The sequence below is a fragment of the Embleya sp. AB8 genome (assembly GCF_049739465.1).
Classification (GTDB): Bacteria; Actinomycetota; Actinomycetes; order Streptomycetales; family Streptomycetaceae; genus Embleya.
In genome coordinates this window covers 51,593-72,411 of sequence record NZ_JBMHHY010000035.1, presented here as the reverse complement: position 1 = coordinate 72,411, position 20,819 = coordinate 51,593, and the positions used below count along the sequence as shown (strand labels likewise).

The 20,819-nt window shown below is 69.1% G+C and carries 27 protein-coding genes; 3 read left to right on the top strand and 24 right to left on the bottom strand.

All coding sequences use genetic code 11. The annotated features are described in order from the left end of the window. Positions 1–7 precede the first annotated feature (7 nt). Both ABIA38_RS38655 and ABIA38_RS38650 read right to left on the bottom strand, forming a co-directional pair. Positions 8–376: a holo-ACP synthase gene (locus tag ABIA38_RS38655; RefSeq protein ID WP_424643639.1), complete on the bottom strand. Its 369-nt coding sequence runs from the start codon at positions 374–376 to the stop codon at positions 8–10. Positions 377–535: 159 nt separating this feature from the next. Continuing rightward, the gene (locus tag ABIA38_RS38650) at positions 536–1,543 is read right to left on the bottom strand and encodes an EamA family transporter (RefSeq protein ID WP_424643638.1); all 1,008 of its coding nucleotides are present in this window, start codon (positions 1,541–1,543) and stop codon (positions 536–538) included. A 112-nt stretch (positions 1,544–1,655) separates the two neighbouring features. On the opposite strand from ABIA38_RS38650, the gene ABIA38_RS38645 reads away from it, so the two are divergent. Beyond that, entirely contained in the window at positions 1,656–2,180 is a 525-nt protein-coding gene (locus ABIA38_RS38645) for a MarR family winged helix-turn-helix transcriptional regulator (RefSeq protein ID WP_424643637.1), read from the top strand. An 86-nt stretch (positions 2,181–2,266) separates the two neighbouring features. On the opposite strand, the gene glmS is transcribed toward ABIA38_RS38645, so the two are convergent. After that, complete coding sequence (gene glmS, locus ABIA38_RS38640; RefSeq protein ID WP_424643636.1) at positions 2,267–4,117, bottom strand: glutamine--fructose-6-phosphate transaminase (isomerizing); 1,851 nt, start codon at positions 4,115–4,117, stop codon at positions 2,267–2,269. Between the two features lie 93 nt (positions 4,118–4,210). Here glmS and coaA point away from each other — a divergent pair, with 93 nt between their 5' ends. Continuing rightward, positions 4,211–5,179, top strand: coding sequence for a type I pantothenate kinase (gene coaA / locus ABIA38_RS38635; RefSeq protein ID WP_424643635.1), 969 nt, complete (start codon positions 4,211–4,213; stop codon positions 5,177–5,179). Between the two features lie 87 nt (positions 5,180–5,266). On the opposite strand, the gene glmM is transcribed toward coaA, so the two are convergent. The 3 genes from glmM to rplM all read right to left on the bottom strand — a co-directional run bounded on the left by glmM (position 5,267) and on the right by rplM (position 7,768). Beyond that, positions 5,267–6,637: a phosphoglucosamine mutase gene (glmM, locus tag ABIA38_RS38630; protein WP_424643634.1), complete on the bottom strand. Its 1,371-nt coding sequence runs from the start codon at positions 6,635–6,637 to the stop codon at positions 5,267–5,269. Between the two features lie 160 nt (positions 6,638–6,797). After that, on the bottom strand, positions 6,798–7,283 hold the full coding sequence (gene rpsI / locus ABIA38_RS38625; RefSeq protein WP_424643633.1) for a 30S ribosomal protein S9: 486 nt from the start codon (positions 7,281–7,283) through the stop codon (positions 6,798–6,800). A 41-nt stretch (positions 7,284–7,324) separates the two neighbouring features. Next, on the bottom strand, positions 7,325–7,768 hold the full coding sequence (gene rplM / locus ABIA38_RS38620; protein WP_424643632.1) for a 50S ribosomal protein L13: 444 nt from the start codon (positions 7,766–7,768) through the stop codon (positions 7,325–7,327). 358 nt (positions 7,769–8,126) lie between these two features. Here rplM and ABIA38_RS38615 point away from each other — a divergent pair, with 358 nt between their 5' ends. Continuing rightward, positions 8,127–9,170, top strand: a complete 1,044-nt coding sequence (locus tag ABIA38_RS38615) for a hypothetical protein (RefSeq protein ID WP_424643631.1) — start codon at positions 8,127–8,129, stop codon at positions 9,168–9,170. A gap of 66 nt (positions 9,171–9,236) precedes the next feature. On the opposite strand, the gene truA is transcribed toward ABIA38_RS38615, so the two are convergent. The 18 genes from truA to rplF form a co-directional block, all read right to left on the bottom strand. After that, positions 9,237–10,079, bottom strand: coding sequence for a tRNA pseudouridine(38-40) synthase TruA (gene truA / locus ABIA38_RS38610; protein ID WP_424643630.1), 843 nt, complete (start codon positions 10,077–10,079; stop codon positions 9,237–9,239). Between the two features lie 99 nt (positions 10,080–10,178). Beyond that, on the bottom strand, positions 10,179–10,700 hold the full coding sequence (gene rplQ, locus ABIA38_RS38605; protein WP_424643629.1) for a 50S ribosomal protein L17: 522 nt from the start codon (positions 10,698–10,700) through the stop codon (positions 10,179–10,181). Positions 10,701–10,803: 103 nt separating this feature from the next. Then, positions 10,804–11,820, bottom strand: coding sequence for a DNA-directed RNA polymerase subunit alpha (locus ABIA38_RS38600; RefSeq protein ID WP_020549209.1), 1,017 nt, complete (start codon positions 11,818–11,820; stop codon positions 10,804–10,806). Positions 11,821–11,922: 102 nt separating this feature from the next. Beyond that, positions 11,923–12,549: a 30S ribosomal protein S4 gene (gene rpsD, locus ABIA38_RS38595; protein ID WP_020549210.1), complete on the bottom strand. Its 627-nt coding sequence runs from the start codon at positions 12,547–12,549 to the stop codon at positions 11,923–11,925. A gap of 28 nt (positions 12,550–12,577) precedes the next feature. Beyond that, complete coding sequence (gene rpsK, locus ABIA38_RS38590; RefSeq protein ID WP_020549211.1) at positions 12,578–12,979, bottom strand: 30S ribosomal protein S11; 402 nt, start codon at positions 12,977–12,979, stop codon at positions 12,578–12,580. Between the two features lie 67 nt (positions 12,980–13,046). Beyond that, the gene (gene rpsM / locus ABIA38_RS38585; protein WP_424643628.1) at positions 13,047–13,427 is read right to left on the bottom strand and encodes a 30S ribosomal protein S13; all 381 of its coding nucleotides are present in this window, start codon (positions 13,425–13,427) and stop codon (positions 13,047–13,049) included. 182 nt (positions 13,428–13,609) lie between these two features. After that, on the bottom strand, positions 13,610–13,723 hold the full coding sequence (rpmJ, locus tag ABIA38_RS38580) for a 50S ribosomal protein L36 (RefSeq protein WP_009740505.1): 114 nt from the start codon (positions 13,721–13,723) through the stop codon (positions 13,610–13,612). A gap of 116 nt (positions 13,724–13,839) precedes the next feature. After that, entirely contained in the window at positions 13,840–14,061 is a 222-nt protein-coding gene (gene infA / locus ABIA38_RS38575) for a translation initiation factor IF-1 (RefSeq protein WP_018382544.1), read from the bottom strand. A gap of 196 nt (positions 14,062–14,257) precedes the next feature. Beyond that, positions 14,258–14,638, bottom strand: coding sequence for a DUF1707 SHOCT-like domain-containing protein (locus tag ABIA38_RS38570; RefSeq protein WP_424643627.1), 381 nt, complete (start codon positions 14,636–14,638; stop codon positions 14,258–14,260). Positions 14,639–14,677: 39 nt separating this feature from the next. Beyond that, positions 14,678–15,286 (bottom strand): DUF1707 SHOCT-like domain-containing protein, encoded by a 609-nt coding sequence (locus tag ABIA38_RS38565; protein ID WP_424643626.1) that lies wholly within the window; start codon positions 15,284–15,286, stop codon positions 14,678–14,680. 70 nt (positions 15,287–15,356) lie between these two features. Further along, positions 15,357–16,124 carry a type I methionyl aminopeptidase gene (map, locus tag ABIA38_RS38560; RefSeq protein ID WP_424643625.1) on the bottom strand — a complete coding sequence of 256 codons (768 nt, stop codon included), beginning with the start codon at positions 16,122–16,124 and terminating at the stop codon, positions 15,357–15,359. Between the two features lie 129 nt (positions 16,125–16,253). Beyond that, positions 16,254–16,910 (bottom strand): adenylate kinase, encoded by a 657-nt coding sequence (locus tag ABIA38_RS38555; RefSeq protein ID WP_424643624.1) that lies wholly within the window; start codon positions 16,908–16,910, stop codon positions 16,254–16,256. Further along, positions 16,911–18,233, bottom strand: coding sequence for a preprotein translocase subunit SecY (gene secY, locus ABIA38_RS38550; RefSeq protein ID WP_424643623.1), 1,323 nt, complete (start codon positions 18,231–18,233; stop codon positions 16,911–16,913). It lies immediately after the preceding gene. Between the two features lie 349 nt (positions 18,234–18,582). Beyond that, positions 18,583–19,041: a 50S ribosomal protein L15 gene (gene rplO, locus ABIA38_RS38545; RefSeq protein ID WP_424643622.1), complete on the bottom strand. Its 459-nt coding sequence runs from the start codon at positions 19,039–19,041 to the stop codon at positions 18,583–18,585. Between the two features lies 1 nt (position 19,042). Next, entirely contained in the window at positions 19,043–19,225 is a 183-nt protein-coding gene (gene rpmD, locus ABIA38_RS38540; protein ID WP_020549219.1) for a 50S ribosomal protein L30, read from the bottom strand. Further along, a complete protein-coding gene (gene rpsE / locus ABIA38_RS38535; protein ID WP_020549220.1) occupies positions 19,225–19,830 on the bottom strand; it encodes a 30S ribosomal protein S5 in 606 nt (201 codons plus the stop codon). The genes rpmD and rpsE overlap by 1 nt, the downstream gene beginning before the upstream one ends. A 46-nt stretch (positions 19,831–19,876) precedes the next feature. Beyond that, positions 19,877–20,260: a 50S ribosomal protein L18 gene (rplR, locus tag ABIA38_RS38530; protein WP_020549221.1), complete on the bottom strand. Its 384-nt coding sequence runs from the start codon at positions 20,258–20,260 to the stop codon at positions 19,877–19,879. Positions 20,261–20,262: 2 nt separating this feature from the next. Continuing rightward, a complete protein-coding gene (gene rplF / locus ABIA38_RS38525; protein ID WP_424643621.1) occupies positions 20,263–20,802 on the bottom strand; it encodes a 50S ribosomal protein L6 in 540 nt (179 codons plus the stop codon). Positions 20,803–20,819 lie beyond the last annotated feature (17 nt).

The window sequence follows — 20,819 nt, the reverse complement described above, 5'->3', positions numbered from 1 at the left end:
CGTCCCCTCAGCCCTCGGCGATCACGACAGCGGAGGCAATGCCCGCGTCGTGGCTGAGCGACACATGCCAGTGCCGTACGCCCAGTTCGGCGGCCCGCGCGGCGACCGTGCCGCAGACCGTGAGCAGTGGCCGGCCCGAGTCCTCGGTGGTCACCTCGGCGTCCAGCCAGTGCAGCCCGCCGGGTGCGCCGAGGGCCTTGGCCAGCGCCTCCTTCGCGGCGAACCTGGCGGCCAGCGAGGCGACCCCGCGCTCGTGGCCGGGCCGGACGAAGCGCTCGCCCGGGGTGAACAGCCGATCGGCCAACCCCGGCGTCCGCTCCAGGGATTGCCCGAACCGCGCGATGTCCGCGACGTCGATACCCACACCGATGATCACCCCCAGAGCCTATAAACACCGCCTGCGAACACCGCCTGCGGACACCGCCCACGGCCACGGCCCGCCCGCCCCACCCGCGACCGTCCGCGCGCACGTACGAGATCCGGGCCGCACCCCCGAGGGGATGCGGCCCGGACGACTCGCGGTGCGGAAGGCGGTTCACGAGACCTCGACGACGTGCGCCCGGCCGCGCTCGCCGACCACCGTCACCGGCGGCTCGACACGCACCTCGGTGCCCCGCCCGGGCCCGGGCCGCCCGGGCCGCCCGGGCCGCCCGGACTGTCCGGGCTGCCCGGGCTGCCGCTGGCCGAGCAACATCGCGCCCAACGCGATCAGCAGCCCGAGCACCTGGAGCGGGGTGAGCGTCTGGCTCAGGACGAGCAGCCCGCCCAGCGTGGCCACCACCGGGTTGACCAGGCCGAGGAAGGAGGCGACGCCGGCGCCGAGCCGCTCGATGCCGCGGAACCACAACACGTAGGCCAGCGCGGTGCCGATCAGCACCAGGTAGCCGAACCCGAGCAGATTGCGGCCGGTGGGTACCGGCGGCAGGCCCTCGATCGCGAACATCAGCGGCACGATCACCAGACCGCCGACGGTGAGCTGCCAGCCGGTGGTGGCGAGCAGCGAGACACCCTCGGGCCGACCCCAGCGGGCCGACATGACCACGCCCATCGCCATCAGGCCGGTGGCGAGCAACATCAGCCCGACCCCGATCGGGTCGATCCTCGCCTGCGAGCTGAGCACGAGCAGACCGACCCCGATCACCCCGCCGACTCCGGCGAGCAACACGCGCGGCGACGTCCGCACCTTGAGGATCAGCAGGGACAGGCCCGCGACCAGGAGCGGCGTCACCGAGCCGATCGTGGCCGCGACGCCGCCCGGCAGCCGGTAGGCACCGGCGAAGATCAGCGGGAAGAACAGGCCGACGTTGAGCATCCCGAGCACGAACGACCGCCACCACCAGATCCCGGTGGGCAACCGTCTCGACATCGCCACCAGGAGCAGCCCGGCGGGCAACGCCCGCACGCCGGCGGCCAAAAGCGGCCGGTCCGCCGGGAGCAGCTGGGTGGTCACCAGGTAGGTGGTCCCCCACGTGGCCGGGGCCACGGCGGTCGCCAGGAGCATCCCGACCCGACCGAGTCCCTTGCCGCCACCCTGAACCGCCATGACATTCACCTCAACGTTGGTTTTATGAGCACTGACTATCTGAACGTTGAGATAAGTAAATACCCAGGATCTGCGAGCGTCAAGTAGATGAGCGTTGAGATAACTTGGCGACATGACCGAACGTGAGACCCGCGACGCCATCGATGACGTATGGGACCAATGGCACCGCGAGCGCCCTGAGATCAGCCCCGAATACCTCGACGTCATGGCCGCCGTCGGGCGGCTGAACCGACTGCGTCGCTACATCGACCAGACACTGCGCGGCTATTTCGCCGACTACGGGCTGGATTCCTCCGAGTTCGACGTACTGGCCACGCTGCGCCGCGCCGGCGGCGTCGAGGGGGTCAGCGCGGGCACCCTGCTGCGTTCGGCGATGGTGACCTCGGGGGCGATCACCAACCGGGTGGACAAGCTCACCCAAAAGGGCCTGGTCGAGCGTTCGACCAGTGTGGACGACCGGCGCTCGGTGCTGGTCAAACTGACGCCGGAGGGCGCTCGCCTGGTGGACGCCATCCTGCTCGGCCACATCGAGAACGAGGCCCGCTTCCTCGCGGTCCTGGACGACACCGAGCGCGACCAACTCAACGGCCTGCTGCGCAAACTCCTGGTCGCCCAGGGCGACACCCACCTGGGCTGAGCCGAACCGGCCGATCCCCCACCACGAAAGCCGCCCCGCGCCCCCTCGGTCGAGGGGATGCGGGGCGGCCGGTGAGCGGGGTCGGGCTACTCGACGGTGACCGACTTCGCCAGGTTGCGCGGCTGGTCCACCTCGTGGCCCTTGGCCGTGGCCAGCTCGCACGCGAACACCTGCAGCGGGACCGTGGACACCAGCGGCTGCAACAGCACCGGCGTGGCCGGGATCCGCACCAGGTGGTCGGCATACGGCACGACCGCCTCGTCGCCCTCCTCGGCGATCACGATCGTGCGCGCGCCGCGGGCCCGGATCTCCTGGATGTTGGACACGATCTTGTCGTGCAGCACCGAACGCCCGCGCGGCGAGGGCACCACCACCACGACCGGCAGCCCCTCCTCGATCAGCGCGATCGGGCCGTGCTTGAGCTCGCCCGCGGCGAAGCCCTCGGCGTGCATGTACGCCAGTTCCTTGAGCTTGAGCGCGCCTTCGAGAGCGACCGGGTAGCCCACATGCCGACCCAGGAACAACACCGAACCGGCGTCCTTGAGCGAGCGGGCCAGCTCGCGCACCGGCTCCATCGTGTCCAGGACCTTGTCCACCATCTCCGGCATCGCCGCGAGCTGCTCGATCACCTCGGTGATCTCGTCGCCCCACTTGGTGCCGCGCACCTGGCCCAGGTAGAGCGCGACCAGGTAGCACGCGACCAGCTGGGTCAGGAACGCCTTGGTGGAGGCGACCGCGACCTCGGGGCCGGCGTGCGTGTAGAGCACGGCATCCGCCTCACGCGGCATGGTCGAGCCGTTGGTGTTGCAGATCACCAGCACCTTGGCGCCCTGCTCGCGGGCGTGCCGCTGGGCCATCAGGGTGTCCATCGTCTCGCCGGACTGGGAGATGGTGACCACCAGCGTCTGCCGGTCCAGGATCGGGTCGCGGTAGCGGAACTCGCTGGCGAGTTCGACCTCGCAGGGCACCCGGGTCCAGTGCTCGATCGCGTACTTGGCGATCAGCCCGGCGTGGAAGGACGTACCGCAGGCGATGATCACCACCTTGTCGATCTCGCGCAGCACCTCGTCCGCGATCCGCACCTCGTCGAGCACCAGGCGCCCGTCGGTGCCGATCCGGCCGAGCAGCGTGTCGGCGACCGCCTTGGGCTGCTCGGCGATCTCCTTGAGCATGAAGTAGTCGTAGCCGTCCTTCTCGGCGGCCGAGACGTCCCAATCCACGTGGTACTCGCGGTAGTCCGCCGGCGCGCCGTGGAAGTCGGTCACCGTGATCGTGTCCCGGCGCAACTCCACGACCTGGTCCTGGCCCAGCTCGATCGCCTCGCGCGTGTGCTCGATGAACGCGGCCACATCCGAGGCGAGGAAGTTCTCGCCGACGCCGCGACCGACCACGAGCGGCGAGTTGCGGCGCGCGCCGACCACCACGTCCGGGGCGTCCGCGTGCACCGCGACCAGGGTGAACGCGCCCTCGAGCCGGCGGCAGACCCGGCGCATCGCCTCGGCCAGGTCCTCGCCCGCGCCCGGGAACTCCTCGGCGAGCAGGTGGGCGACCACCTCGGTGTCGGTGTCCGAGACCAGCTTGTGCCCGCGCTCGGCCAACTCGGCCCGCAGCGCCGCGAAGTTCTCGATGATCCCGTTGTGCACCACGGCGACCCGGCTCGCGTTGTCCAGGTGCGGATGCGCGTTCACATCGTTGGGCGCACCGTGCGTGGCCCACCGCGTATGGCCCAGGCCACACGTCCCCACCGGCAGCGGCGACTCGCCCAGCGCGCCGACCAGGTTGGCCAGTTTCCCGGCCCGCTTATCGCTCACCAGCGCCCCGGCCGAGAGCACGGCCACCCCGGCCGAGTCGTAGCCGCGGTACTCCAACCGCTTGAGCCCGCCGATGACCACGTCCAGCGCCGATTGAGCGCCCACATATCCCACAATCCCGCACATGGGGGCCAGCCTACGGGGTCTTGATCCGGGCGGCGGAAACACGTTCGACGGCCCGGCGGCAGGGCGCGGGCGGGCACTCGGGACAATAAGCACGTGCATTCCTTCGCGGCTCAGGGACCGGCTCGTGATCTGTCCCCCTTCGTCGAACTCGACCGCGCCGCCTGGACCCGGCTTCGGGCCGGCACCCCGTTGCCGCTGACCGCCGACGAACTCGAACGTCTGCGCGGCCTGGGTGACGTGGTCGACCTGGACGAGGTCTCCGACGTCTACCTGCCGCTGTCCCGACTGCTCAACCTCTACGTCGGCGCCACCCGGGGCCTGGGCCGCGCGCTCACCACGTTCCTGGGCAGCGGCGAGAACCCGGGGATACCGTTCGTGATCGGCGTCGCGGGCAGCGTCGCGGTCGGCAAGAGCACCACCGCCCGCATCCTGCGCGAACTGCTCGCCCGCTGGCCCGACCACCCGCACGTGGAACTGCTGACCACCGACGGCTTCCTCTACCCCAACGAGGAGCTGGAGCGCCGCGGCATCATGCACCGCAAGGGCTTCCCCGAGTCCTACGACCGCCGCGCCCTGGTGCGCTTCGTCGCGGACGTCAAGGCGGGCAAGCCCGAGGTCACCGCGCCGGTCTACTCGCACCTGACCTACAACATCGTGCCGAACGAGCGACTGACCATCCATCGCCCCGACATCCTGATCGTCGAGGGCCTCAACGTCCTGCAACCCGCCTCGCCCACCGCCGACGGCCGACCCCGACTCGCGCTGTCCGACTTCTTCGACTTCAGCGTCTACGTGGACGCCCGCACCCAGGACATCCGCCGCTGGTACCTGGAACGTTTCCTCAAGCTGCGCCAGACCGCGTTCCGCGACCCGGCCTCGTACTTTCGCAAGTACGCGGTGCTGACCCCGGACGACGCGCTGCGCTACGCGGAGAACACCTGGGCGACGATCAACGAGACCAACCTGGTGCAGAACATCCGCCCCACCCGGGCCCGGGCCACCCTGGTGCTGCAAAAGGACGCGGACCACGCGGTGAGCCGACTGCGGCTGCGCAAGTTGTGATTCCCGCCGCCGGCGCAGCACGGCAACGGCTCCCGCCCGAAGGGGCGGGAGCCGCGAAGTCCCGGTGAGCCGGCGGGCGTCGGGTCCCTACTGCTCCAGTGCGAGCAGCGTACGAACGATCTCGGCCAGGTGCTCGGCCTCGTCGTTGGCCTGGTCGTGGGTCTGCGCCTCGACCATCACCCGGACCAACGGCTCGGTGCCCGAGGGACGCAGCAGCACCCGGCCGGTGTCGCCGAGCCGCTCCTCCACCAGCGCCACCGCGCGGGCCAGTTCGGGGGTCGAGTGCACCCGGGTGCGGTCCACGCCGGAGACGTTGATCAACATCTGCGGCAGCCGGGTCATCACCGAGGCCAGCTCGTGCAGCGGCCGGCCGGTCTCCGCGACGCGCGCGAGCAGGCGCAACGCGGTCAGCGTGCCGTCGCCCGTGGTCGCGTGGTCGAGCAGCACCACGTGGCCGGACTGCTCACCGCCCAGCGAGAGTCCGGCGGCCTGCATGGCCTCAAGCACGTAGCGGTCCCCGACCGCGGTCTCCACCATCTTGATGCCCGCGGCCTGCATGGCCAGCTTGAGCCCCAGGTTGGACATCACGGTGGCGACCAGGGTGTTCTCCACCAGCTGCCCGCCGTCGCGCATGGCCAGCGCGAGCACCGCCAAAATCGCGTCGCCGTCGACCAGTTCGCCGCGCGCGTCCACCGCCAGGCACCGGTCCGCGTCGCCGTCGTGCGCGATCCCCGCGTCCGCGCCGTGCTCGACCACGGCCGCGGCGAGCGCGTCCATGTGCGTGGAACCGCAGTCGTCGTTGATGTTGAGGCCGTCCGGCTCCGCGTGGATCGCGATCACCTCGGCGCCGGCCCGGCGCAGCGCGTCCGGCGCCACCGCCGAGGAGGCGCCGTTCGCGCAGTCCACCACCACCTTGAGCCCGTCCAGCCGGTGCGGCAGCGCGGACAGCAGGTGCTCGACGTAACGCTCGTGCCCCTCGGGATGGTCCTGCACCCGGCCCACACCGGACCCGGTGGGCCGCTGCCACTCGGTGCCGAGCAGCCCCTCGATCTCGTTCTCCACGTCGTCGGGCAGCTTGTGGCCGCCGCGCGCGAAGAACTTGATCCCGTTGTCCGGCATCGCGTTGTGGCTCGCCGAGAGCATCACGCCCAGGTCCGCGCCGAGCAGCCCGGTCAGGTAGGCGATGGCCGGCGTCGGCAACACACCGGCGCGGTAGACATCCACTCCCGCACCCGCGAGACCCGCGACCACGGCGGCTTCGAGGAACTCTCCGGAGGCCCGCGGGTCGCGACCGACCACGGCGAACGGCCTGCGGCCGTGCCCTGATTGCGGAATACCGTCCCGGCCGCGCGAGCCGAGCACCCGCGCGGCGGCAACCGCCAGGTCGAGCGCCAGTTCCGCGGTCAGCCGGCCATTCGCCAGGCCACGCACGCCGTCCGTACCGAAGAGTCGTCCCACAGTTGGATCTCCCGCATACATTCCGGATGTCTCGGACACTACCTCGCGGCGTCACTCCCCCAGGAGTGGCGCCGAAAAAAGCATCAGGCCCCGGGGGCACGAACCGTGCCCCCGGGGCCTGATGACGCTGCGAACAGCCGCAGAGGGTGCTGCGGGCTGTTTAGCGCTTGCTGTACTGCGGCGCCTTGCGCGCCTTCTTCAGACCGTACTTCTTGCGCTCCGTGGCCCGCGGGTCACGGGTGAGGAAGCCGGCCTTCTTCAGCGCCGGGCGGTTCGCCTCGACGTCCGCCTCGTTCAGCGAACGGGCGACACCCAGGCGCAGCGCGCCGGCCTGGCCGGAGACACCGCCGCCGTGGATGCGGGCGTGCACGTCGTAGCGGTCGTCCAGCTCGAGCACCTTGAAGGGCTCGTTGACCAGCTGCTGGTGCACCTTGTTCGGGAAGTACTCCTCGAGCGTGCGCCCGTTGATCTTCCACTTGCCGGTGCCCGGCACGATCCGCACCCGCGCGACGGCTTCCTTGCGGCGACCGGTGGCCGCGCCGGCCTGCGGCTCGCTGAAGCGCGACGCGAGCGACTCGGACGTGTAGCTCTCGAGCGGAAGACCCTCGGTCTCCTCGATCGGGGTTTCTGCAATGGTCTCGGCCACTGTTCTCCTCAAACTATTCGTTCGTCAGGCGGTGGCCGTGACTACTGCGCGACCTGGGTGATCTCGAACGGAACCGGCTGCTGCGCCGAGTGCGGGTGCTCGGAACCGCGGTACACCTTGAGCTTGGACAACATCGCCCGGCCCAGGGTGTTCTTCGGGAGCATGCCCTTGATGGCCTTCTCCACGGCCTTCTCGGGGTTCTTCTCCAGCAGCTCGTCGTAGCGGACGGCGCGGAGGCCACCCGGGTAGCCGGAGTGGCGGTAGGCCATCTTCTGGCTGCGCTTGTTGCCCGACAGGTGGACCTTGTCGGCGTTCACAATGATGACGAAATCGCCGGTGTCGACGTGCGGCGCGTACACCGGCTTGTGCTTACCCCGGAGCAGGGCAGCAGCCTGGGTGGACAGACGGCCGAGCACGACATCGGTCGCGTCGATGACGTGCCACTGACGCTGGACGTCGCCGGGCTTGGGGCTGTACGTGCGCACGGTCGATAGCCTTCGCTTCTTCGTGAGTGTGTGCTGACGGATGCCGACTGGCTGTCCGGGAGATGATTCCGAACCGAATGCGGACTCCGGTGGCCGGCGGCCCGGCGTACCGACTCCACTCAAGCAAGCCAATACGCACAACGAACCGGCACAATACCGGGTCAAGGGGGTGCCGGTCAAAACGAGCAATGGGGCGATGATCTGTCTCACGCCCCTCCCCAGCGTAAGCCATCGCCGGAGGTGCTCCTACCGTGCCACGCCGGCCGGTCACCACATCGGCGGATGGGTACGATGCGCCGAACGGTCGGCGCGTCGGCACCCGGGGAGCCGAGGCGGTCATTCCTTGCAGGGGGCGGGTATGTCGGGGGTCGGTACACCGGGGGACGACGGGCAACAGCCGTGGAGCGTACGCCCGGGCGGGCCCGGCACGCCGGGGCAGCCGCAACACCCATGGGACCCGTTCCCCTCGCACGCGCACGACGCGGGACAACAACCGCCCCAGCAGCCCCAGCAGCCCTTCGCGCAACCCCCCTCCCCGCACGAACAGCCAACCCAGCAACAGCAGTTCGCCGGCTCCGCCGGTCCCGACTGGACCCGGCTGGCCGAGGAACGCGACTCGGCCGCCCGGCGCCGCCGGATGTTGTTCACCGTCGGCGGCACCGTGCTCGGCCTGGCCCTGGTCGGCGGCGTGGTCGCGGCGGTCATGTCGATGTCCGGCGGTGACGACAAGAAGAAGGCCGGTCCGGCGACCGGCCCCGCCTCGGCGACCTTCGCACCGGCCAAGCCGACCTTCCGGCCGGCGCCGACCGTGCCACCGCCGCCCCCGGCGCAGAGCGTGCTGGCCGACCCGGCCCTGGACACCGCGCCCTTCACCGTCGAGGCGCTGTTCCCCGGTCAGAAGTTCACCGTCAACGGGCGGCAGTACTCGGTGCTCGCGAGCAAGCTGGACAACACCTGCTCGGACGGCATGGACGCCAAGCTCGGTCCGGCCGCCCGCGACCAGCAGTGCACCCAGCTGATCCGGCTCGCGGTGCTCGGCCCCGACGGCACGTTGTCCACTGCGGCGGTCGCCGCGTTCGCGTCGCCGGACCAGGCGACCGCGGTCAAGAACGGCAAGGACGGCGGCGAGTTGCTCCCGCTGGCCGGCCCCGGGGTCAAGGTCCTGGACGCCAAGAAGCAAAAGCACGGCAAGCTGCGCAACTCGGTCGGCCGCTACGGCCTGTTCACCCTGGACTGGTACGCGAACGGCAAGGACCCCTCGGCCGACGACAAGACCATGGCGCAGGCCCAGGACGACGTGGACAAGTTCCTGTGGAACTCGCTGATCGCGCGCGGCGAGGCGACCTCGAAGCAGATCGACGAGACGAACAGGCGCAAGGCACTGGAACAGATCCAGGGCTGAAGCCCGGCCGGGGCCGGGGCCGGTGCGGGCCGCACCACCGGCGCACCGCCCCGCCCCGACTCCGGCTCAACTACCGTCGCGCCGCCGCCGGGTGGCGGTCACCCGGTCCGCGAGCAACTCGTCCGCCGGGTAGGCCACCTCCTCCAGGGTGAGCCCGTGCGCGGGCGCCACATGCACACCCGAGTCGCGCACCGCGCGCCCGAGCACCTCCCGAGGCCAGTCCACCGGCTTGCGCCCGGTGCCCACCGCGAGCATCGCGCCCACCAGCGAGCGCACCATGTTGTGGCAGAACGCGTCGGCCCGCACGGTGGCCACGATCACCGGCCGAAACGCCGGCCCCACATCGGCCCCGGTCGGCGTCTCCCGGGCCCAGGAGAAGTCCTGCAGGCAGCGCACCGTCGTGGCCCCCTCGCGCCGCCGACAAAACGACGCGAAGTCGTGCTCGCCCAACACCAGTTGCGCCGCCGCGTGCATCCGGCTCTCGCTCAACGGCCGGTCGTGCCACACCACGCTGCCCCGGCGCAGCGGATCCACCCCGCCCGGCGCGTCGCACACCCGATACGCGTAGCGCCGCCAGATCGCGCCGAATCGGGCATCGAACCCGGCCGGCGCCACGGTGATGTCGCGCACCCGCAGATCGCGCGGAAGCGCCCCGGTGACCCGCCGCAGGGCCACGTCGCCCAGCGCCGCCCAGACCTCGTCGGGCACGTCCAGGTGGGCCACCTGGCCCCGCGCGTGCACCCCCGCGTCGGTCCGGCCGGCCACGGTCAGCTGGGCGGGCTCGGCCAGGCGCAACACCGTGGTCAGGGCGCTCTCCAGCGTCCCCTGCACGGTACGCAGCTCGCGCTGGCGGGCCCAGCCCGCGAACTCGGTGCCGTCGTACGACAGATCGATGCGCAAGCGCACCACGTCAACCACCTCCGGACATGGCGCGAGCCCGCCCTCCGTACGAATACGGAGGGCGGGCTCGCACGGTGATGCAGAACGCATGAGCGTCCGAGAAGACCGTCAGGCCTTGTCGGCGTCCTTGCTCTCCTCGGCCGACTCGGCCTCGGCGGCGGGCGCCTCCTCGGTCGGGGCGGCCTTCGCCGTCTCGACCTTGGCGGTCTCCTGCTCCTTGACCGAACGCTTCGTGGCGGCCTCGGCCTCACCGACCGCGGTCTGCGCCACGGTCAGCGCCTCGACCAGCTCGATCACGGCCATCGGGGCGTTGTCGCCCTTGCGGTTGCCGATCTTGGTGATGCGCGTGTAGCCGCCGGGACGGTTCGCGTAGCGCGGACCGAGCTCCTCGAAGAGCGTGTGCACGACGCTCTTGTCCCGAACGATGGTGAGCACCTGGCGACGGTTGTGCAGGTCGCCCTTCTTCGCCTTGGTGATCAGTCGCTCGGCGACGGGACGCAGCCGACGCGCCTTGGCCTCGGTCGTGGTGATCCGACCGTGCTCGAACAGCGCCGTCGCGAGACCGGCCAGGATCAGCCGCTCGTGGGACGGGCCGCCGCCGAGGCGCGGACCCTTGGTGGGCCTGGGCATGTTCTCTCCTAGATATCTCCTGCGCCGGCCGTATCAGGTACCGACGTCAGTCCACCCGGGCCGGTCGACCCGGGTGGTGGCAACTCCCCCTGAGGGAAGTCGCTCAGTACTGCTCGGTCTCGGCGAAGCCGTGGTCGTCCTCGTCGCCGAAGCTGTCCGCGGCGGCGGTCGGGTCGAACCCGGGCGGGCTGTCCTTGAGGGCCAGGCCCATCCCGTTGAGCTTCGCCTTGACCTCGTCGATGGACTTCGCACCGAAGTTGCGGATGTCCAACAGGTCGGCCTCGCTGCGCGCGACCAGTTCACCCACGGTGTGGATGCCCTCGCGCTTGAGGCAGTTGTAGGAGCGGACCGTGAGCTCGAGCTCCTCGATCGGCAGCGCCAGATCGGCCGCGAGCGCGGCGTCGGTCGGCGACGGGCCCATGTCGATGCCCTCGGCGTCGATGTTCAGCTCGCGCGCGAGACCGAACAGCTCGACCAGCGTCTTGCCCGCGGAGGCCATCGCGTCACGCGGACGCATGGACTGCTTGGTCTCGACGTCGACGATCAGCTTGTCGAAGTCCGTGCGCTGCTCGACACGGGTGGCCTCGACCTTGTACGTGACCTTGAGCACCGGCGAGTAGATCGAGTCGACCGGAACCCGGCCGATCTCCTGGCCCGCCTGCTTGTTCTGCACCGCGGAGACGTAGCCGCGACCGCGCTCGACGGTCAGCTCCATCTCCAGCTTGCCCTTGGCGTTCAGCGTGGCCAGGACCAGGTCGGGGTTGTGCACCTCGACGCCGGCCGGCGGCGCGATGTCGCCGGCGGTGACCACACCCGGGCCCTGCTTGCGCAGGTACATCACGACCGGCTCGTCGTGCTCCGAGGAGACGACCAGCTGCTTGATGTTGAGGATGAGGTCGGTGACGTCCTCCTTGACCCCCGGCACGGTGGTGAACTCGTGCAGGACGCCGTCGATCCGGATGCTGGTGACAGCCGCGCCCGGGATCGAGGAGAGGAGCGTGCGACGAAGCGAGTTGCCGAGCGTGTAGCCGAAGCCGGGCTCGAGGGGCTCGATGACGAACCGCGAACGGTATTCGTCGACGACGTCCTCGGTGAGGGTCGGCCGCTGGGCGATAAGCATGTGGATGCCTCCATGTCATTGACGTCCGCTATATGACGCCAGTGAGAACAAGGATACGGGCGGACCGGCACAAGGCCGGTCCGCCCGTTCCGAAGAGCGCTACTACTTGGAGTAGAGCTCGACGATGAGCTGCTCCTGCACCTGCGTGTCGATGACCTGACGCGCCGGGAGGGAGTGCACGAGGATGCGCATCTTGCCCGGGATGACCTCGAGCCAGGCCGGGACGGTGCGCTCGCCGGCCTCGGCACGGGCGACCACGAACGGGGTCAGCTCGACCGAGTCCTTGCGGACCTCGATGATGTCGTTGTCGGAGACCCGGAACGACGGGATGTCCGTCTTGACGCCGTTGACCACGATGTGGCCGTGGCGCACCAGCTGACGGGCGTGGTCACGCGACTTGGCGAAGCCCGCGCGGTAGACCACGTTGTCCAGGCGCGACTCGAGGATGCGAAGCAGGTTCTCGCCGGTCTTGCCCTGGCGACGGTTCGCTTCCTCGTAGTAGCCCTTGAACTGCTTCTCGAGAACGCCGTAGATGCGCGCGCACTTCTGCTTCTCGCGCATCTGCAGCAGGTACTCGCTGTCCTTGGTCCGGCCACGACCGTGCTCGCCCGGCGGGTAGGGGCGAATCTCGATCGGGCACTTCGGGCCCTCGCACTTGCTGCCCTTGAGGAACAGCTTCATCTTCTCGCGACGGCAGCGCTTGCAGTCCGCGCCGGTGTAACGCGCCATTGTTCTTTAACTCCTAGTCAGCTGCTGGTCAGACGCGGCGGCGCTTGGGGGGGCGGCAGCCGTTGTGCGGCACGGGGGTGACGTCCTGAATGGAGCCCACCTCCAGGCCGGTGGCCTGCAGCGAACGAATGGCGGTCTCACGACCGGAGCCCGGGCCCTTGACGAAAACGTCGACCTTGCGCATGCCGTGCTCCTGGGCACGGCGCGCGGCGGACTCGGCGGCCATCTGCGCGGCGAAGGGGGTCGACTTGCGCGAGCCCTTGAAGCCGACGTGGCCGGCGGAGGCCCACGAGATCACATTGCCGCTGGGGTCCGTGATCGAAACGATCGTGTTGTTGAACGTGCTCTTGATGTGGGCGTGCCCGTGAGCGACGTTCTTCTTTTCCTTGCGGCGCACCTTCTTGGCGCCCGCGCGGCTCTTGGGAGGCATCTGCTGGAAACTCCTGAGGTCGTCGGTCCGCTACGAATTGAGGACCGCGTGATCCGTCGTACGCGGACTACTTCTTGCCCGGCTTCTTCTTGCCGGCGATCGCGCGACGCGGGCCCTTGCGGGTACGCGCGTTGGTGTGGGTGCGCTGACCGCGGACGGGAAGACCGCGACGGTGACGCAGACCTTCGTAGCAACCGATCTCGACCTTGCGGCGGATGTCGGCCTGAACCTCGCGTCGGAGGTCACCCTCGACGCGGTAGTTCGCCTCGATCCAGTCGCGAAGCTTGATCAGGTCGTCCTCGGCGAGATCGCGGACGCGGGTGTCGGGGTTGACACCGGTGTTCTTCAGCGTGTCCAGCGCACGAGTGCGCCCGACGCCGAAGATGTAGGTCAGAGCGACCTCGACCCGCTTCTCACGGGGGAGGTCGACGCCGACGAGGCGTGCCATATGTGTGGCTCCTGGTTTAGTCGGAGGTCTGGCCCAGCACCGGTCCGGAACACCCACCAGGGATGTCCTCGGTCCTCGGCCTCCGGCCGAGGGTGGCGTCCCGCACGAGGCGGGGGTCGGGTGCTGTGGCTCTTACGTGGTGCGTCGCGCGTCGATCGCTCGTTGTGCGAAGGGGGTGCTGCTCAGCCCTGGCGCTGCTTGTGGCGCAGGTTCTCGCAGATCACCATGACCCGGCCGTGACGGCGGATCACCTTGCACTTGTCGCAGATCTTCTTGACGCTCGGCTTGACCTTCATGATTTCTCCGGTACGTGTGACGAAGGCGTGCGGGCACGCCGCCGTCGCCGAGTCGGTTATCGGTTTGCGTCCAAGCCCCGCACACCACGCACGGCGTGGGCAGGGCTGGGGCTCGCCTACTTGTAGCGGTAGACGATCCGGCCGCGGGTCAGGTCGTACGGGCTCAGCTCGACGACGACCCGGTCGTCCGGGAGGATCCGGATGTAGTGCATCCGCATCTTCCCACTGATGTGCGCGAGGACTTTGTGCCCGTTCTGAAGCTCCACGCGAAACATGGCGTTGGGGAGCGACTCGATGACGGTGCCCTCGATTTCGATGGCCCCTTGCTTCTTGGGCATGTCCTCCGCGCTTCGTATCTCGGGATCAGCTACCGTTACCCGGCGCACATGACGAAGCTCAAATTTTTGGCACCCGGACGACGGGCGCGCCAAACCTGGCTACATGTGAGCCGACGAGTCAGTCTAAGGCACTCGGCCGATGAAAGCGAAACCGGGCCCGGAACCACAGGTTCCGCGCCCGCCGGGCCATCCGGACCTACTTCACGAAGTAGACCAGCGCCCACACCAGCACGCCGAGTGACATCACGACCAACCAGACCTTGTTCAACGTCGCGTCGGAAACCCGCGAACGCCGCTCCTTCGCCGGGCCATAGGCACCGGCTCGCGAAGGCGCGTCGACGTGTCGAGCGTAATCCCGCGGCGGCGTCGCACCCGCCGCGTCGTCCCGATCCTCGCGGCCCGGCAGGTTCGCCGAGACCGCGTCGAGCTCCCCCACCGTACCCGCTCGCCGGACCGCGTCCAGGCACGCCCGGTATTCGGACAGCGCCAAGCGGCCCGAGGCGAGGTGCTCGCGCAGCCCGGCGGTCACACGTTCGCGGTCCGCGTGGGTCGCGGGAGAGTTCGGATCACGGTCCATGTGTCGAGCGTAGGCCCTGGCGGGCCGCGCCGGGTGTGGTCAGGGCGACGAGCGCCCGTGCCGCCACACGACCATGTGGATCGACCCGAGCACCGCGGCGGCCGGGCCGAAGACCCACACCGGCCAGAAGTAGACCACCCCGGTGCCGGCCACCGCGACCAGCAGCCAGATCACCACGTTGAGCGCGGTGACCGCGTTCAACACCGTCCAGGCCGCCCGCAGCCCCCGCGCGGTCGCCGCCCACCCGTCGCCCCGGCGGCGCACCGGCTCGGCCTCCCAGTACACCTCCGCCGGGGTCGGCCCCGGCGCCGCGCTCGGCACCGGCCACGCGGGCACCGCCGGCTCCGGCTCGACCTCCGCGAGCGGACCGGCCCGGCCGCCCGCGCGCGCCAGCGCCGCCCGGGTGCGCGCCTCCTCGTAGGCCATCCGCGCGCGGATCACCTCGACGTCCGCCTCGAGGTGTTCGGGCGGCGGCAGATCGGAGATCAGCCGGGCCAACTCCCCCAGCGTGACCGCCCCGAAGGCGGCCCCCATGCGCTCGTTGAACTCTGCGAGCGTCAGCCGTCCGACCAGGTGGTGGTCACGCAGCAGCGTCACCGCCGCCTCACGGTCCACGTCGGATGCCCGCATCGTCGGGTGCCTCACCATGCCTTCGACACTAGGCAGGCCCGGTCGCCGCGTACATGGGGCCAGCCCCACCATTGGCGGGGGTCTGTCCTCAGGGCCGGGTCAGCACCACGGGGCCGTTCTCGGTGATCGCGATCGAGTGCTCCCAGTGCGCCGCGAAGCCGCCCGCCGTGGTCTTGACCGTCCACTCGTCGGGCAGCGTGTACGTGTCCGGCTTGCCGAGGGTGACCATCGGCTCGATCGCCAGGCACACCCCGACCTCCAGGCGCGGACCCCGGCCGCCCGGGCCGTAGTTGAGCACGTGCGGGTCCTGGTGCATCTCGGTGCCGATGCCGTGGCCGCCGTAGTCCTCGACGATGCCGTACCTGGCGCCGCCCGGCAGCGGGTTGGCCCGGATCGACTTCTCCACCGCGTGGCTGATGTCGGTCAACCGGCCGCCCGCCACCGCCGCTTCGATGCCCGCCCACATCGACTGCTCGCACACCCGGCTCAGTTCGAGCACCTCGGGCCGCACCTCGCCGATCGGCACGCTGATCGCCGAATCGCCGTGCCAGCCGTCCAGGATCGCGCCGCAGTCGATCGAGATCAGGTCGCCGTCGCGCAGCGGGGTGTCGTCCGGGATCCCGTGCACCACCACGTCGTTGACCGACGCGCAGATCGACGCCGGGAAGCCGTGGTAGCCCTTGAACGAGGGAATCGCCCCGGCGGCCCGGATCGACCGCTCGGCGATCGTGTCCAGATCCGCGGTGGTCACCCCGGGCTTCGCCGCCTCGCGCAACAACTCCAGGGTGTTCGCCACCACCGCGCCCGCCCGACGCATCTTCTCGATCTGCTCCGGCGTCTTGCGTTCGATACGCATCTGCCGTTTCCGGAACACCGGCATGGCCGTCCTCGCCGTCCTCTTCTGTCCATCACCGAAAAAGCACGATGGGCGATCCGGGGTTTCCCCGGATCGCCCATGTGTGCCGTCTGTCGCGGCCGACGCCGATCAGGCGCCGCCGAACTCCCGAAGTGCGGTCATCGCGCGTCCGGTGACCTCCTTGACGGGACCCGTCGCCTGGATCGGCAGCAGGAGGTTGCGCTCGGAGTAGTAGCCGACCAAAGGTTCGGTCTGCTCCTTGTAGACGTCCAGCCGGTGCCGGACGGTCTCCTCGCGGTCGTCGTCGCGCTGGTAGAGCTCGCTGCCGCACTCGTCGCAGACCCCGGCCACCTTCGGCGGGTCGGTCAGGATGTGACAGACGTGCCCGTTGGCCCGGCACTGCCGGCGGCCGGAGATCCGCTGGATGATCTCCGAGTCGTCGACCTTGAGTTCGAGCACCACGTCCAGCTCGGTGTCGTTCTCGGCGAGGATCTCGTCGAGCACCTTGGCCTGGGCGGTGTTGCGCGGGAACCCGTCGAGAAGGAAACCACCGGCCACGTCCGGCTGCGCCAGGCGCTCCCGGACCATGCCTATGGTCACCTCGTCGGGTACCAGATTGCCCGCGTCCATGTAGGTCTTCGCCTCGCGGCCGAGCGGGGTGCCCTGACTCACGTTGGCGCGGAAGATGTCACCGGTCGAGACGGCGGGAATCGACAGGTTGGCGGCGATGTACTGGGCCTGGGTTCCCTTACCCGCGCCGGGAGGCCCCACGAGAACGATACGCATTTAGCGGAGGAAGCCTTCGTAGTTGCGCTGCTGGAGCTGACTCTCGATCTGCTTCACGGTTTCCAGACCCACTCCCACGATGATCAGGATGCTCGTGCCGCCGAACGGGAAGTTCTGGTTGGCGTTGAAGAGCACGAGCGCGATGCTGGGTACCAGCGCGATCATGCCCAGGTACAACGATCCGGGCCACGTGATCCTGGTGAGGATGTAGTTCAGGTATTCCGCGGTCGGTCTGCCGGCGCGGATCCCCGGAATGAAGCCACCATACTTCTTCATGTTGTCGGCTACTTCTTCGGGGTTGAACGTGATGGCCACGTAGAAGAACGCGAAGAAGACGATCAGCAGGAAGTACGTGATCATGTACAGCGGGTGGTCGCCCTTGACGAAGTTGCGTTCGATCCACACCGCCCAGTCCGACTTGCCGCCGCTGAACTGTGCGATGAGAGCCGGGATGTACAGCAGCGAAGAGGCGAAGATGACGGGGATGATGCCCGCCTGGTTCACCTTGAGCGGGATGTAGGTCGAGGTCCCGCCGTAGGCGCGACGCCCGATCATGCGCTTTGCGTACTGCACCGGGATGCGGCGCTGCGCCTGCTCCACGAAGACCACCAGGCCGACCATCACCAGGCCGATGGCGATGACGGTGAAGAACGGCACCCAGCCGCCGCCGATGGTGCCCTGGTCCTTGATCGTCCACAGCGCGGCCGGGAAGCCGGAGGCGACGGAGACGAACATCAGGATCGACATGCCGTTGCCGATGCCGCGGTCGGTGATCAGCTCACCGAGCCACATGATCGTCGAGGTGCCGGCCGTCATCACGACGACCATCACGATCACCCTGAAGAGCGAGTCGTCGGGCACGATGCCCTGCGGGTCGCAGGTGGCACTGCGGGCGCTGGAGAAGAGCGCGCCGCTGCGGGCGGTGGCGATCAGCGCGGTGGCCTGGAGGATCGACAGCGCGATGGTGAGGTAGCGCGTGTACTGGGTGATCTTCGCGGTGCCGGCCTGGCCCTCCTTCTTGAGGGCCTCCAGTCGCGGGATCACCACGGTCAGCAGCTGCAGGATGATGCTCGCCGTGATGTACGGCATGATCCCGAGCGCGAAGATGGTGAGTTGCAGCAGCGCACCGCCGCTGAACATGTTGACGAGGCCGAACAGGCTGTTCCGGTTGGAGTCCTCTACGCAAGAGCGCACCATCTCGAACGAGACGCCCGGTACCGGGATATGCGACCCGATCCGGAAGAGCACGATGATCGCCAACGTGAACAGCAGCTTCTTGCGCAGGTCGGGCGTGCGGAACGCCCTGGCGAACGCGGTGAGCACACTGCCTCCTGCGCCCCGCCCGTCTTAGGGGCGAGTCGATCGAGTCGTCGGTCCGGTAGGACCACTGGTCAGGTCCCTCACAGGAACCTCACGGACAATAACAGCGCCGACGGGCCGGAAGTATCGCCCCGGCCGACGTTCATGCGACATGACACAACACACGGCGAAAACACAGCAAGTCAGGTACGGGGGTGGAGCAATGAACCCGCCCCCACGACACAGCAAACCACAGGGGCGTCACCACCTTACCGGCGTGACGCCCCTGCGCTATAGCCTCCAACGACGTCAAGGCCCGTTCGGTACCGATCCGAACGGGCCATGACGGTCATTCCTTGTCCGCTCGAGCGGATCAGACCGACAGTTCGTCGGCCGAGCCACCCGCGGCGGCGATCTTCGTCTTCGCCGAGCCGGAGAAGGCGTGCACCTTCACCTGGACGGCAACCGAGATCTCGCCGGTGCCCAGGATCTTGACGGGCAGGTTCTTGCGAACCGCGCCCTTCTCGATCAGACCCTCGACGGTGACCTCGCCACCCTCGGGGTACAGGGACTCGATCTTGTCCAGGTTCACGACCTGGAACTCGACCCGGAACGGGTTCTTGAAGCCCTTGAGCTTGGGCAGCCGCATGTGCAGCGGCATCTGCCCACCCTCGAAGCGGGCCGGCACCTGGTAACGAGCCTTGGTGCCCTTGGTGCCACGACCGGCGGTCTTGCCCTTGGAGCCCTCGCCACGACCCACGCGGGTCTTGGCGGTCTTGGCGCCCGGGGCGGGCCGCAGGTGGTGCACCTTCAGCGGGTTGTCAGCACCCATGTCAGTCGACCTCCTCGACGGTGACGAGGTGCGACACCGTCGCGATCATGCCGCGGATCTCCGGGCGGTCTTCCTTGACGACCACGTCGTGGACGCGCTTGAGACCGAGCGAACGGAGAGTGTCCCGCTGGTTCTGCCTGCCACCGATCTTGGATCGGGTCTGCGTGACCTTGAGACGTGCCATTACGCACCAACCCCCGCGCGAGCCCGCAGCAGCGCGGCCGGGGCCACGTCCTCCAGGGGCAGTCCGCGACGAGCCGCGATCTCCTCGGGGCGAACGAGCCCCTGGAGCGCCGCGACGGTCGCGTGCACGATGTTGATCGGGTTGGACGAGCCGAGCGACTTGCTCAGCACGTCGTGGATGCCGGCGCACTCGAGTACGGCGCGCACGGGGCCACCGGCGATGACACCGGTACCCGGCGACGCCGGCTTCAGGAGCACCACGCCGGCAGCCTTCTCACCCTGGATCGGGTGCGGAATGGTGCCCTGGATACGGGGGACCTTGAAGAAGTGCTTCTTGGCCTCTTCAACACCCTTGGCGATCGCGGCCGGCACCTCCTTGGCCTTGCCGTAACCGACACCTACGGTGCCATCGCCATCGCCCACCACGACCAGCGCGGTGAAGCTGAAGCGACGACCACCCTTCACGACCTTGGCGACGCGATTGATCGCGACGACGCGCTCGACGTAAGCAGTCTTCTCGGCGGCTGCGCCACCATCACGTCGATCCCGCCGGTCCCGCCGCTCGCCGCCGCCGGCGCCGCCACCGCGGCGCTGGGGTCCAGCCATCAGAATGTCCTCATCTGTCGTTCGAAGCTTGTCCGGAGCAGCGGGCTCAGAAGGTGAGCCCGTTTCCGCGTGCGGCATCCGCGAGGGCGGCGATTCGACCGTGGTACTTGTTACCACCGCGGTCGAACACGACGGCCTCGACACCGGCAGCCTTCGCGCGCTCGGCGACCAATTCGCCGACCTTGCGAGCCTGAGCGGTCTTGTCGCCCTCGCCACCACGGATGGACGGGTCCATCGTGGAGGCCGAAGCGAGAGTGTGGCCGGCGATGTCGTCGATAACCTGCGCCACCATGTGACGGGTGGAGCGGCTCACGACGAGACGGGGCCGCAGCGGGGTGCCGGAAACCTTCTTCCGCACCCGGATGTGCCGGCGCTTGCGTGCGACAGACTTCTTCGCAACGCCCTTGCCGGTCTTCACGCCGACAGCCATGCCTACTTACCAGCCTTTCCGACCTTGCGGCGGATGACCTCGCCGGCGTACTTGACGCCCTTGGCCTTGTACGGGTCGGGCTTCCGCAGCTTGCGGATGTTCGCGGCGATTTCACCGACCTTCTGCTTGTCGATGCCTTCGACCGAGAAACGGGTCGGGGCTTCGACCACGAAGGTGATGCCCTCCGGGGCCTCGATGACGATGGGGTGGCTGTATCCGAGCGCGAACTCCAGCGAGGAGCCCTTCGCCTGGACACGGTAACCGACACCGCTGATCTCGAGCTTCTTGATGTATCCCTGGGTCACACCAGTGATCATGTTCGCCACCAGCGTCCGGGACAGCCCGTGCAGGGCCTTCGAGCGACGCTCGTCGTCGGGGCGCGACACCGCGAGGGTGCCGTCGTCCGACTTCGCGATCTCGATCGGGGCGGCGATGGTGTGCGACAGGGAACCCTTGGGGCCCTTCACGACAACCTCGCGGCCATTGATGGTGACGTCCACACCGGTGGGAACCGGGATGGGGAGACGTCCGATGCGCGACATTGCTCTCCTTCCCTTCC